This is a genomic window from Pseudomonas sp. CCI4.2 (assembly GCF_034350045.1).
Taxonomy (GTDB): domain Bacteria; phylum Pseudomonadota; class Gammaproteobacteria; order Pseudomonadales; family Pseudomonadaceae; genus Aquipseudomonas.
The window spans coordinates 4,305,889-4,319,816 of sequence record NZ_CP133781.1; the positions used below are offsets into that span (position 1 = coordinate 4,305,889).

Consider the following 13,928-nt stretch of genomic DNA (forward strand, 5'->3'; position numbering starts at 1 on the left):
GTCTGTGCGTCGGCGGCCGAAGCGTCGACGGTTCAGGTGGTGACGGATAACACCTCCGTCAGTTCCGATTTGTGGCACATTTCCCTGCGCTTTGGCAGGAACGTCTTCCGTAACGGCATGGACCCCCTGTCGTTCCTGCGCTACCTCAATACCCTTGGTGAAATCGTCTATATCACGACCCTGGCCGACGCCATGCCTAGGTTGGATGAGCTGGATGCCGAGAGCTGCTACCTGGGGTTTGAAATCGACTTCCGCTCAGACGCCACCCGCGCCGCCATTGCCGAAGCCTTCGACTTCGTACGTGATGACTGCGTGATCCATATCTTGGCCCCGCACAGCCGCATCGAAGAATACCTGCAACTGATCGACACACTGCCGGAGGGCCCCGCACGTCTGGGCGAGATCCTTACCCGCTGCGGGGCATTGACTTTGCACGAGCTGGAAAGCGGCCTTGCCACACAACTGCAAATCGCCAACGCGCCCGGCGAAAACAACGTGCCGCTGGGCGAAATTCTCATTGAACAGCGCACGGTTGAACCCGTCGTGGTGCAATCGGCGCTGATCAAGCAAAGCAGCCTGCAGGAGAGCAAGGTCAAAGAAGGTAACTTCGTTCGTGTCAACGCCGACAAATTGGACGAACTGATCAACTTGGTCGGCGAATTGGTCATCGCAAGCGCCGGCACCAGCCTGTTGGCCCGCAGCAGCCACAACGGTCCGCTACAGGAATCCACATCGGTGGTGTCCGGGCTGGTCGAGGAGATACTCGACGGGGCGTTGCGCCTGCGGATGATCCCCATCGGTGACACGTTTAATCGCTTTCGGCGAGTGGTACGCGATGTCAGCCAGGAATTGGGCAAGGACATCGACTTACTCATCAGCGGCGCCGACACCGAACTGGATAAAACCGTGGTCGAGAAAATCGGCGACCCGTTAATGCACCTGCTGCGTAACGCCATGGACCACGGAATCGAGACACCCCAAGCACGGCTGGCGGCGGGTAAACCGGCCAAGGGCCAACTGCACCTCAACGCGTACCACGACTCGGGCAGCATCGTCCTGGAAATTGCCGATGACGGCGCAGGGCTGAACCGCGACCGCATTCTGCAAAAAGCCCATGAACGGGGTTTGGTCCCCGCCTCTGCAACCCTGACCGATCAGGAAATCTACAACCTGATTTTCGAGCCTGGATTCTCCACTGCAGAGGCCGTTACCAACCTCTCCGGACGTGGCGTCGGCATGGACGTGGTCAAACGCAACATCACCTTACTGCGCGGCACGGTCGATCTCGACAGCCAGCCCGGTCAAGGCACGCTCATTCGTATCCGCCTGCCCCTGACCTTGGCAATCATCAACGGATTCCTGGTCGGTATTGGCCAAGCGAGTTACGTCATTCCCTTGGACATGGTTCAAGAATGCATCGAACTCAGTGAAGAAAATCGCCAACAGGCCCGGGACAGCAGTTACCTGGACTTGCGTGGCGAAGTGTTGCCGCTGGTTTACCTGCGCGATCACTTCAACCATGACGGCCAACCGGTGCGCCGGGAAAACGTGGTGGTGGTGCGGTGCGCTGAGCACAAAGCCGGGCTGGTGGTGGATGACCTGTTGGGCGAGTTCCAGACCGTCATTAAACCTCTCGGCAAACTGTTCAGCACGCTACGCGGTATCAGCGGCTCGACCATCCTTGGCAGTGGCGCCGTTGCGTTGATCCTCGACGTACCGGCGCTGCTCGCGCAAATCGTACAAATTGAAGCTCGCCACACCTCGTCAACCCCACTTTTACACGCACGCACTCGCCAAGCCGGCAATCGAACTGCGCACGGAGGAATCACCCAATGAAATGGTTTTACGATCTCAGGATAGCGACCAAGCTGATCACCTCGTTTCTGGTGGTGCTCGCGCTGACAGCGCTGATCGGCGTTTTTTCCATCATTCAACTGGGCTTGGTCAATAACGCCTCCACCGAAATACGCGACGACTGGATGCCGTCTGTGTACGCAGCTTCGGCCATGCGTTTCTACGCTGCCAACTACCGCATCAAAGAGGCTCGGCATATTCTCACCGACGTGGCGGCTGAAAAAACTCAAATGGAATTAGAAGCCGGCGAGGTAAGAAAAGAGATGGACGCGCGCCGACTGTCTTACGAAAAGCTCATCTCCAACCCGCAAGAGCGCGCTCTCTTCCTCACGTTCAGCAGTGACTGGGAAGCCTACCTCGTCACCAGCAAAACCTTGTTTGATACCTCACGGCAAAATACCGTCGAAGACGCAAAAGTCATTCTCAGAGGCGACTCAAAGCGCACCTACGATGCGGTGCTTGGGGATCTGGAAAAACTGGTACTCATGAACGACGACGGTGCCGCCGCTGCCAATCAGCGCGGTAACGATCTCTACGCCAGTGCCCGTATATCGATCATTTCCGTGTTGATCATCGCCTTGGTAGTGGGCTTACTGTTGGCGCTGTTCATTTCGCGAATCATTTCCCGCCCCTTGCGATTGGCCGCCAGCGTTGCCAGCCAACTGTCGGAAGGCGACCTTAGCGCGAAGATCGAACCAGGTTCGAAAGACGAGACCGGCATGGTGCTCAACGCCATGCACACCATGGTCGGCAAGCTCTCCCACATCATTGGTGAAGTGCGCAATGCCGCTGACAACCTGGCCAGCGCCTCGGAACAGGTCAGTGCTACTGCCCAGTCCATGAGCCAGGCCACCAGCGAACAAGCGGCCAGCGTCGAAGAAACCAGCGCCTCCATCGAACAGATGAGCGCCAGCATCAATCAGAACACCGAGAACGCCAAAGTCACCGACGGCATGGCCAGCAAAGCGGCCAAGGAAGCCACCGATGGCGGTCAGTCGGTGCAGCAAACCGTGGTGGCGATGAAAAAAATCGCCCAGCGCATCAGCATCATTGATGACATCGCTTATCAAACCAATTTGTTGGCGTTGAACGCCGCCATCGAAGCCGCACGGGCGGGTGAGCACGGCAAAGGCTTTGCCGTGGTTGCTGCCGAAGTCCGCAAACTGGCCGAACGCAGCCAAGTGGCCGCACAGGAAATAGGTGAATTGTCTGGCAGCAGCGTCGAGTTGGCCGAGCGCGCCGGCAAGTTGCTGGACGAAATGGTCCCCTCGATCAACAAGACCTCGGACCTGGTGCAGGAAATCAGCGCCGCCTCTGAAGAACAAGCCGCAGGCGTTGCGCAAATCAACACTGCCATGACCCAGCTCAATCAGGTGACACAGCAGAACGCCTCCAGCAGCGAAGAGCTGGCGGCCACCGCCGAAGAGATGAGCAGCCAGGCCGAGCAACTGCAACAAGCGATGAGTTTCTTTACCCTGGATGCTTCGTCACAGGGCAGTAAAACCGTACGCGGGGCCACCAAGCCTGCGATCAACGGCGCTAGTGCAGGCCGTAAACAGCCTCGTCAAACTCCGCTCAACCGGTCATTTGCCCAGCAAACGACTGGCCCTGACGAAACCGAATTCACCCGGTTCTGATGAAGGCTGCATAGGTTAGATTTTTTGGAGAAAAAGGCATGGGCTCAATCATGACCACCCGGCAAACCACCGCTGTCGTTGCCGAGGAGGCGCAATACCTGACCTTCATGCTCGGTGGCGAGATGTTTGCCATCGGCATTCTTGGCATCAAGGAAATCATCGAATACGGCCACCTCACCGTCGTGCCGATGATGCCCGCCTTCGTTCGCGGGGTGATTAATTTACGGGGCGCTGTGGTGCCGGTGGTTGACCTCTCGGCGCGTTTCGGGCGGGAGAATTCAGGCACCACCCGCCGCAGCTGCGTGGTGATTATCGAAGCCAACACCGACGACGGCCAATCGCAAGACATCGGCCTGCTGGTGGACACCGTGTGCGCGGTGCTGGAAATTCCAGCGGCAGAGATTGAACCGCCGCCCAGCTTTGGCGCCCGGGTGCGGGCCGACTTTATCAGCGGCATGGCCAAGGTCGAGGGCAAGTTCGTCATCGTATTAGAGGTCGATAACGTGTTGTCCATCGACGAGATGTCAAGGCTTGCCGGTGCCCAAGCCGATGCCACCGTCGATCCGCAATGAAACCCGGCAAGGACCGTCATGCTGACCACCGCATCCCTGAATGATCGCGAGTTCGATCAGTTTCAAACCTGGCTTTACCGCACCTCAGGGATCAACCTGTCGCCAGCGAAAAAGGCCTTGGTGGCTGGCCGCTTGTTCAAACGCCTCAAGCATTACCAACTGGACAGTTACGGCGATTACTTCACGCTGATCATGGGCAACCAAAACACTCCTGAACTGCAAATCGCGCTGGATTTGTTGACCACCAACGAAACCTATTTTTTTCGCGAACCCAAGCACTTTGATTTCCTGCGCCAAGAGGTACTTACCAAGGCTCGGCCTGGACAGCTTTTCCGAGTGTGGAGCGCGGCAAGCTCATCGGGAGAGGAGCCCTACAGCCTGGCGATGACCCTCGCCGAAGGACTGGGCACTACGCCGTGGGAAGTAGTCGGCTCAGACATCAGCACCCAAGTGCTGCTCACGGCGCGTAACGGCCACTACCCCATGGAGCGCGCACGCACCCTGCCCCAACCGCTGCTGGTGAAATATTGCCTCAAGGGTACGGGCAGTCAGGACGGGACCTTTCTCATCGGAAAAGCCCTGCGCAATCGGGTCAATTTCATTCAGGTCAACCTCAACGAGGCCCTGCCCAACCTGGGTGAATTCGACGTGATCTTCCTGCGCAACGTGATGATTTATTTCGACCAGGACACCAAGCGCAAGGTCGTCGCCCGGATTTTTCCCCTGCTCAAACCCGGAGGGCACTTGATTATCAGCCACTCGGAAAGCCTCAACGGCGTTAGCGACGCGCTGAAAATGGTCACGCCGTCCATTTACCGTAAACCATGAATACGCCCCCAGGCGCAATTGACCTTTACCTGGCCCCCGGTCAATTCCATTTCAGCAGCGGGCCTGCACGGATGCGTACCCTGCTCGGTTCCTGTATCGCCATTATCCTGTGGCACCCGGTGCACAACATCGGCGGCCTGTGCCATTGCATGCTGCCGTATCGGGCGCGACGAGGCGCCGAGCTTGACGGGAGATACGTTGACGAAGCCTTAGCGCTGTTCCAGCAGGAGATAGTTGCCCACCAGACAACGCTTGAGGAGTATCAACTCAAGCTATTCGGTGGCGGCGAAATGTTCCCTGAGCAACGCCGCGACCTGATGGGCAGCAACGTGGCCCACATGAACGTGGCCGCTGCCCATGAGCTTGCCGCGCAATCGGGGTTAACCCCAAAAAGCCAGGACCTGGGCGGCCTTGGGCATCGCACCCTCATCTTCGACACCTGGAGCGGTCACGTCTGGGTGAGGCACACCTCATTGAAAACAGCTGAAGGCAATGATGAAAAAAATAAGGGTACTGGTCGTCGATGACTCCGCCGTGGTGCGGCAAGTCCTGCTGGCCATTCTCGAGAGCACGCCAGACATTCAAGTCATGGCATCGGCCTCTGACCCCATCTTCGCCATGGACAAGCTCGCCCGTGAATGGCCCGACGTCATCGTGCTGGATGTGGAAATGCCGCGCATGGACGGCATCACGTTTTTGAAAAAAATCATGGCCGAGCGGCCTACCCCGGTGGTGATCTGCTCGTCGTTGACTGAAAAAGGCGCGGAAACTACCTTGCAGGCCCTCGCGGCGGGCGCAGTGGAAATCATCACTAAACCCAAGAGCGGGCTGAAAAACTTCCTCCTCGAATCTTCCGCCGAACTCATCGCAGCGATTCGCGCGGCGGCCACGGCCAATGTGAAGAACCTCGGCAAACGCGCCACCACTGCGCGCCTGGAACCGGCCGGTAAGTTGAGCGCCGACGTGATTCTGTCTGCTGCCAACGGCCACGCGATGCCTCACACCACCGAACGAATCGTCGCAATCGGCACCTCCACCGGTGGCACCCAAGCGCTTGAAGCGGTACTGACGGCATTGCCACGGGTCTGTCCCGGCATCGTCATCGTTCAGCACATGCCCGAGAAATTCACCGCCGCCTTTGCCGAACGCCTGAACAGCATTTCGCAGATCGAAGTACGTGAAGCCCGGCACAACGACCGCGTGCTGCCTGGATTGGCCTTGATCGCGCCGGGTGGCAAACACATGTTGTTAACCCGTAGCGGCGCGTATTACCACGTTCAAGTGGTCGATGGTCCCTTGGTCAACCGCCACCGACCTTCGGTGGACGTACTGTTTCGCTCGGTTGCCAAATTCGCAGGTAAGAACGCCAGCGGCATCATCATGACCGGAATGGGCGATGACGGCGCCCGAGGGCTAAAGGAAATGCTCGACGCCGGGGCTGCCACCGTTGCCCAGGATGAGGCGAGTTGCGTGGTGTTCGGCATGCCCAAGGAAGCCATCAAACTGGGCGCAGCGAAGCGGATTTTGCCGTTGCAGGACATTCATCTGGCAGTAATGGGGAAGTGAATCGCCATATCGGCTCACTGAACGGCCCCGGTCGGAGCCGTCGTTTCTCCAAGACTGACGAAGGGTGTAACGAGATCGTTAAGCCTCGCTTCAAACAGCTTTTTAACACCACCGAATTTCAGCTCGACGCCCATCTCCCCCATTTGCTGCGATACAACGCGGTGTCAAAGCCAAGGCGAGGTCTTCTATCCGCTTGCAGCCGAGCGACTGAACCGGGAAGCTAGGCGCATTCAATAGATGGAGTGACGGCCTTGGATTGGGAAACCCTGCTAAATCGCGAACGACTGGGCAAGCCCATACACAGCCCTCAGGAGCTGGGCCGCAGCCCGTTCCATAAAGATCACGACCGCATCATCTTCTCCGGTGCTTTTCGCCGGCTGGGACGCAAGACTCAGGTCCATCCGGTGACCAGCAACGACCACATCCATACGCGCCTGACCCACTCGCTGGAAGTCAGCTGCGTCGGGCGTTCGCTGGGAATGCGGGTTGGCGAAACCATTCGAGATGCCCTGCCCGACTGGTGTGAGCCCAGTGACCTGGGCATGGTCGTACAATCGGCGTGCCTCGCCCATGACATAGGCAACCCACCGTTTGGCCATTCCGGCGAAGACGCCATTCGCCATTGGTTCTTGCAGGCCGCCGGACGCGGCTGGCTGGACGCCATGAGCGAAGTCGAGCGCAACGACTTCTTGAATTTCGAAGGCAATGCTCAGGGCTTTCGGGTACTCACCCAGCTGGAGTATCACCAGTTCGACGGCGGGACCCGGCTGACGTACGCGACGCTGGGGACTTACTTGAAGTACCCCTGGACCGCTCGTCATGCGGACTCGTTGGGCTATAAAAAACACAAATTCGGTTGCTACCAAAGCGAGTTACCGATTCTCGAGCAAATCGCGCACAAACTTGGTTTGCCGCAACTCGAGGAGCAACGCTGGGCGCGCCATCCGTTGGTTTACCTGATGGAAGCAGCCGATGACATCTGTTACGCCTTGATCGACCTTGAAGACGGTCTGGAAATGGACTTGCTTGAGTATTCCGAGGTCGAGTCCTTGCTGCTGGGGTTAGTGGGTGATGACATCCCGGAAACCTATCGTCAGCTGGGGCCTAACGATTCACGTCGCCGCAAGCTGGCCATTCTGCGTGGCAAAGCCATCGAACACCTGACCAACGCTGCCGCCCGGGCGTTCGTCGAGCAACAAGAAGCTCTCTTGGCAGGCACCCTGACTGGCGATTTGGTGGAGCACATGCACGGTCCTGCCAAGCGATGCGTCCTTGATGCGAAAGACATGGCACGCAAGAAAATCTTCCAGGACAAACGTAAAACGCTGCATGAAATAGGCGCTTACACCACCTTGGAGGTTTTGCTGAATGCCTTTTGTGGCGCAGCGCTTGAGCAATTTGGCGGGCGTACACCTTCGTTCAAACACCGACGCATTCTTGACCTCCTCGGCAACAACGCACCGGACCCCCACTGGCCCTTACATACGTCGTTTCTACGAATGATCGACTTCATCGCTGGCATGACCGACAGCTATGCCAGTGAGATGGCAGGTGAGATGACCGGGCGCTCAAGCCCGGTTTAATTGTTTCAGCGGTACGACCGGATGAGGCGACCCTTGTACGCAGTCATCCGGCGGCCGATCTTCAATAATGCGTCCCCGCACTACAATTAGGGACACAGCCTACACCGAGAACAGAAACGTCTTATCGCTCAAGAGGCTCTGCTGCCGAATAATTCGATCTACTTCTGGCCGTCACTGGCCAGACGAATTATTAACCAGACGCAGTGGTCGTATTCGATGCAAAAAGGTCATCAAGAGCCTGACGCTTCCCGAGCAACGACTGCCCGGCTGGTTGGTACGCGCATGTCGCGCCATCGTGTTAGCCCGGAATACTCTGATGTCAAAAAACAACCTGCGCATCCTGCTAGTGGAAGATCACCCCTTCCAACTGATTGCCACCCAAATACTGCTGAACAATCAAGGCTACTTCCGACTGACCCCGGTATTGAGCGCTGGCGAAGCGATGCAGGCCATGGAAGCTGCGAGCGAGCCCTTTGATGTGCTGCTTTGCGACCAGTGCCTGACAGATCTGACAGGGCTGGAATTGATCATATTGGCCAGTCAACAAGGCTTGATTCACAGAGCGGTATTGCTCAGCGGATTAAGCGACGAACAGCTCCAGGAGCTTGAGCAGAAAGCCAGAGTGCTTCGTCTTCCCTTACTCGGTTGCCTGAGCAAACCGCTGAAGGTTCAGGCGTTCACTGACCTGCTGGAGAACGCCGATGCACACTTCACATATAGGCGCGAATAGCCCTTAGCGATGCGGGCAAACACCTTTAAACAGTCGTTCAACCCTTTTCTTCTAATCAACTGCGCTATTAAACAACCCTAACATGTGGGCCGATACCTAATTGTTTGTAGGATAATTCCGAAACGCTATAAACCGGCTGTATTTCAATTTCGAATCCACACAATATGGCCGCTCAAAATTAAACACTGCCTTGGAGGTTATGAACATTTACGTACGTTAATACGTTAATTCGTGTAGGAAACTTCCTATATCCACTTAACGGTCCTGTAGGTTCATGCGCCGGCCCAAGCTTCTGAGCTAAGGTGCGCGCTTTACTCTTTGCTTGTATGGAAATGAACTATGCACTCGGTTTTTATCATCGACGATCATCCTGTTATTCGCCTCGCGGTTCGGATGCTATTGGAAAACGAAAATTATGAAGTGGTGGGAGAAACGGATAACGGGGTTGATGCCATGCAAATGGTCCGTGAATGCCTGCCAGACCTGATCATTCTCGACATCAGCATCCCCAAGCTGGACGGCCTGGAGGTGCTGGCCCGCTTCAACGCAATGAACTTGCCGTCGAAAATCCTGGTATTGACGGCGCAGACACCCAATCTGTTTGCTATACGTTGTATGCAATCAGGTGCTGCGGGCTATGTATGCAAGCAGGAAGACTTGAGTGAGTTACTCAGTTCGGTAAGAGCCGTATTATCGGGCTACAATTACTTTCCAAGCCAAGCCCTGAGCCCGGCATCCCGCGCAGACGGCCCGCCTTCCGAAATTGAATTATTCAAACTGGTCAACGACCGCGAACTCATGGTATTGCAGCTGTTCGCTCAAGGTAGAACCAACAAGGAGATTGCCAAAGGAATGTTTCTCAGCAATAAGACCGTCAGCACCTATAAAACACGCCTTATGCAAAAACTCAGGGTAAAAACCTTGGTGGAGCTTATCGAGCTGGCAAAACGTAACGCGCTAGTGTGAGAGACCGGATGTCGAAGCGCTTAATGGATTATATGAAGCTGTTCGCTGGCATGTGCTTGAGCGTCACTGTGCAGGCAGCTGACCTTGCGTCTCAGAATTACACGTTGCTGAGTCGGTCCAGCCCCAGCCATATGGATACCCGGCTGGACAGAGCGCAATGGCAATGGTTGCAAAACAAGCGTGAGCTGAGGCTCGGCACGTCAGCCCCCGACTATCCGCCGTTCGACATGACCCTGACCGGTCACGATTACGAAGGATTCACGGCTGACTACGCCGGCATTCTTGCCCACGCACTAGACACGCCAATCAAGGTTTTGCGCTTCGAATCAAGGGACGCGGCCATTGAAGCCTTAACCGAAGGACAAATTGACCTGCTCGGAAGCGCCAATGGTTTCGAAGCGCAAGGCAAGCACCTTACGCTGTCCCTCCCCTACGCGGTTGACCAGCCGGTATTGGTCACTCGCACCGGAGAAACCCGCCCGCTTTCCGACGGTTTGGCAGGCTTGCGCGTGAGTATGGTTTATCACTACCTGCCCCGTGAAGAAGTCAAAGCCCTTTACCCCAACGCGCTGTTGCAGACCTATCCGTCGTTTCAAAGCGCGATCAACGCAGTCGCCTTCAATCAGGCCGATGTCTTTCTGGGCGATACCATTTCCACCCATTACCTGATCAACAAGGGCTATCTGAACAACGTTCAGATGGCCAATTTCGGCAAACATGAGGCCAATGGATTCAGTTTTGCCATGCGCAGCGATGACACCCAGTTGTTGGACATCGTCAATAAAGTGCTGAAAGCGATCCCTATCGTCGAGCGAGTGAGTATTTCCAAGCGCTGGAATGCCGGTAGCGACTTGTTGCTCACAGACCAAAAGCTACAACTGACTCCGCGCGAGGAGCGCTGGATTGCACAGCATCCAGTGGCGCGCGTTGTGATCAACGAGGCGTACGCACCACTGACTTTCTTCGACGCCTCCGGCAACTTTCGAGGCATCACCGCTGACGTGTTCGATTTGATTCGTCTGCGCACGGGGCTGAATTTCGAGGTCAAACGTGCCCCGAGCATGGCCGACATGATGAAACAAGTCAGCGAAGGTCAGGCGGACATTATTGGCACGATGATCCCCAGCGATGAACGGGAAAGTCGCTTCAGCTTCACCCGTCCTTATGTGGATACCTCATTCGTTCTGGTCACTCGTCAGGAGGCGGACAGTCCAGTTAGCCTGGATCAATTCGACGGCAAACGTCTGGCGGTCCTCCAAAACAGCCCGACCCTGCCCTTTGTCCGACGAGAACACCCCGGCGCCCAAGTGGTGGAAACAGACAATCCTTTTCAGGCCCTGGACATACTCGCTCAACACCAAGTTCAGGGTGCGATTGTCTCGCTACCCAGCGCCAATTATTTTCTGTCCTCGCAGTTGTTCGAGGATAAATTGCAGATGAGCGCCACAGTCGGCGACGACCAAGCGCGTATTTCCATGGCTACTGCACGTGATGCGACAGAGCTCAGTTCGATTCTCGACAAGGCGCTTTCCAGCATTGCTCCCGAGGACCTGGCGATAATCAACAACCGATGGCGCGCTTACGTGCCACCCAGTGGCGGTTATTGGCGCAATTACCATGAGTTGATTTATCAGATCGTGATCGGCACTGGTCTGCTGCTGCTGGGCTCTTTGGCGTGGAACGCTTACATGCGCCGCCAGATTAAAAAACGCGAAGTGGCTGAACGTGCCTTGAATGATCAGTTCGAGTTTATGCGCACGTTGCTTAACGGCACGCCACATCCCATTTATGTCCGGGACAGTGAGGGGTTGCTGCAAACCTGTAACGACAGCTACCTGGCCGCTTTCTCAGCCACACGTGAAGAGGTTATCGGCAAGAACGTGATGGACGGCGTGCTGAGCAATGCATTCGAGGCACGGGAATTCGCCGCCGATTATCATCGGGTAATGGCCGAAGGAACTTCGTTGATACTTGATCGCCCCCTGCAAATCGGAGACCGCCGACTCACCATCTATCACTGGATTCTGCCTTTTCGCGATTCGCTGGGTGAAGTTCAAGGCATCATTGGTGGCTGGATCGACATCAGCGAGCGCCGTCAACTGATGGAAGAGCTACGCGGGGCCAAGGACCTGGCAGATGAAGCCAGTCGAGCCAAAACGACCTTCCTGGCAACCATGAGCCATGAAATCCGCACCCCGATGAACGCCGTCATTGGCATGCTTGAACTCGCGCTCAAACGGGCCGATCAAGGTCATCTGGACCGGCCGGCCATTGAGGTGGCTTACAACTCTGCCCGCGATCTATTGGAGCTGATCGGTGACATTCTGGACATCGCACGAATTGAGTCCGGTCGCCTCAAACTGTGTCCTGAACGGGCTAATCTGCGCGAGCTAGTGGAGTCAGTTGTGCGGGTATTTGACGGTCTCGCCCGACAGAAAAGCCTGAACCTGCTGCTCGACCTCGACAGCCGCATCAATGGTGATGTTCTGCTCGACCCGTTACGGTTTAAACAGATCCTGTCAAACCTGCTCAGCAACTCCATCAAGTTCACTGAGCAAGGCAAGGTCAAAATAAGCGTGGTCGTTGAAGACCGGCCAGACCCGCAACAACTGCACGTACAACTGCGGATTCAGGACAGTGGAATCGGCATCAGTGATGAGGATCAGCATCGATTATTCCAGCCCTTCGCCCAAGCGGATAATTCCGGCCACTTGGCCAGGAGCGGCGCAGGACTGGGGCTGGTTATCTGCCGCAATCTCTGTGAAATGATGGGGGGACGGCTGAGTCTGAGCAGTCAGTCTGGTCAAGGAACACTGGTTCAGGTTGCATTGACACTGACCACCCTGGAACCGCTCAAGACCACCGAGCAACTGCGTGATCAGCCACCTGAAACCGGCACGCCGCTGAACATTCTGATCGTCGATGATCACCCTGCCAACCGGCTGTTGATGTGCCAGCAACTGGGCTTTCTCGGCCATAGTTTCCAATCGGCGGAAAACGGCGCAGAGGGTTTGCAACTTTGGCTTACCGACCCGTTCGATCTGGTTCTGGCCGATTGCAACATGCCGGTCATGAATGGCTATGACTTGACCCGCGCTATCCGTGCCCATGAACAAAAGTACGCGCTTGAGCACTGTACTGTTTTCGGCTTTACCGCCAATGCGCAGCCTGAGGAGCATCAACGCTGCCGAGAGGCCGGGATGGATGCCTGCTTGTTCAAACCGGTCAGCCTAAATGCGCTCAATGAAGCGTTGGTCACGATAAAACCGCATCGTCCTCCGGCCGCCCCCACGCCATCCATTGACCTGGGTTCAGCTGCGTTCAGTGTTGATGGTATTCATGCCTTGACCGGAGGCAAGCCGGACATGATCCAACGCTTGCTGGCGCAATTACTCAGCAGCAGCCAGGACGACCGCAAGGAGCTAGAGGCGATTGGGAACATCAACAATCGTCAGTACCTGGGAGAAATGGCGCATAAAATCAAAGGGGCGGCATTAATCATCCAGGCACATGAGGTGATTAAACACTGCGATGCGCTGGAGGACGCTTGCGTCCAAGGGGCACCGGACGCAGTGATCGAAGGGCATCGACATGCCATCAACGCCGCAATGAAAGCGCTGGAACATGACCTTCGCTTGCAACAAACCGACGTCGACTGAGCGTCCTCCAACCAAAAGGAATAGAACATGACCACGCAATGGATTGAGATGAATACCGAACAGTTTCTGGCCTACGCCGCGCATTCCAGCGTCGGATACGCAAACGATATCCAACTCACCTACAAGCAACCGCTTGACCTGACGCCAGCGCAACAAAGCTGGTCAATGGACCAGTTGCTCCCGCAGGGGGTCGACACGCCGAATCACTATCTCTTTACGCTGCACTCCACTGAAGGCGAAAACATTGGCCTTCTCTGGTTCGGCACCTACGAGGAATACAGCGTCAAAACGCTGTTTATTTATGATCTGGAAATCTATCCACGCGCGCAGCGTCGCGGCCATGCCACTGAAGTCATGGACATGATCGAGCGCTGGGCTGTCGCCAACGATATCGGTCGTCTGGAGCTGAACGTATTTGCACACAATCACGCGGCCCAGGCGCTCTACCACGCGTGTGGACTGGCACCGTACGAGATAACCATGGGCAAGCAGCTGGATTGACACAGCAGTGTGACTAGCCTCTAGCCGGGTGA

General features: G+C 56.2%; 10 protein-coding genes and 1 pseudogene. All 11 read left to right on the forward strand.

Features of this window, described 5'->3' with window-relative positions; all coding sequences use genetic code 11:
• Positions 1 to 69 precede the first annotated feature (69 nt).
• Positions 70 to 1,836: pseudogene (locus tag RHM65_RS19540) on the forward strand (chemotaxis protein CheA); the annotation flags it as partial.
• The gene (locus RHM65_RS19545) at positions 1,833 to 3,491 is read left to right on the forward strand and encodes a methyl-accepting chemotaxis protein (protein ID WP_322170049.1); all 1,659 of its coding nucleotides are present in this window, start codon (positions 1,833 to 1,835) and stop codon (positions 3,489 to 3,491) included. The pseudogene RHM65_RS19540 and the gene RHM65_RS19545, both read left to right, overlap by 4 nt.
• Positions 3,492 to 3,529: 38 nt before the next feature.
• Positions 3,530 to 4,063: a chemotaxis protein CheW gene (locus tag RHM65_RS19550; protein ID WP_322170046.1), complete on the forward strand. Its 534-nt coding sequence runs from the start codon at positions 3,530 to 3,532 to the stop codon at positions 4,061 to 4,063.
• An 18-nt stretch (positions 4,064 to 4,081) separates the two neighbouring features.
• The gene (locus RHM65_RS19555; protein ID WP_322170043.1) at positions 4,082 to 4,891 is read left to right on the forward strand and encodes a protein-glutamate O-methyltransferase CheR; all 810 of its coding nucleotides are present in this window, start codon (positions 4,082 to 4,084) and stop codon (positions 4,889 to 4,891) included.
• Positions 4,888 to 5,418 carry a chemotaxis protein CheD gene (locus RHM65_RS19560; RefSeq protein WP_322170039.1) on the forward strand — a complete coding sequence of 177 codons (531 nt, stop codon included), beginning with the start codon at positions 4,888 to 4,890 and terminating at the stop codon, positions 5,416 to 5,418. Before RHM65_RS19555 ends, RHM65_RS19560 begins: the two co-directional genes overlap by 4 nt.
• Positions 5,384 to 6,457: a chemotaxis response regulator protein-glutamate methylesterase gene (locus RHM65_RS19565; protein WP_322170036.1), complete on the forward strand. Its 1,074-nt coding sequence runs from the start codon at positions 5,384 to 5,386 to the stop codon at positions 6,455 to 6,457. The genes RHM65_RS19560 and RHM65_RS19565 overlap by 35 nt, the downstream gene beginning before the upstream one ends.
• Before the next feature lie 251 nt (positions 6,458 to 6,708).
• Positions 6,709 to 8,040 carry a deoxyguanosinetriphosphate triphosphohydrolase gene (locus RHM65_RS19570; RefSeq protein ID WP_322170033.1) on the forward strand — a complete coding sequence of 444 codons (1,332 nt, stop codon included), beginning with the start codon at positions 6,709 to 6,711 and terminating at the stop codon, positions 8,038 to 8,040.
• Between the two features lie 316 nt (positions 8,041 to 8,356).
• Positions 8,357 to 8,770, forward strand: a complete 414-nt coding sequence (locus tag RHM65_RS19575) for a response regulator (RefSeq protein WP_322170030.1) — start codon at positions 8,357 to 8,359, stop codon at positions 8,768 to 8,770.
• Between the two features lie 339 nt (positions 8,771 to 9,109).
• The gene (locus RHM65_RS19580) at positions 9,110 to 9,736 is read left to right on the forward strand and encodes a response regulator transcription factor (RefSeq protein WP_322170027.1); all 627 of its coding nucleotides are present in this window, start codon (positions 9,110 to 9,112) and stop codon (positions 9,734 to 9,736) included.
• Positions 9,737 to 9,744: 8 nt separating this feature from the next.
• Positions 9,745 to 13,395: a transporter substrate-binding domain-containing protein gene (locus RHM65_RS19585; protein WP_416194772.1), complete on the forward strand. Its 3,651-nt coding sequence runs from the start codon at positions 9,745 to 9,747 to the stop codon at positions 13,393 to 13,395.
• A 27-nt stretch (positions 13,396 to 13,422) separates the two neighbouring features.
• Positions 13,423 to 13,896 (forward strand): GNAT family N-acetyltransferase, encoded by a 474-nt coding sequence (locus tag RHM65_RS19590; protein WP_322170024.1) that lies wholly within the window; start codon positions 13,423 to 13,425, stop codon positions 13,894 to 13,896.
• The last annotated feature ends 32 nt before the right edge of the window (positions 13,897 to 13,928 follow it).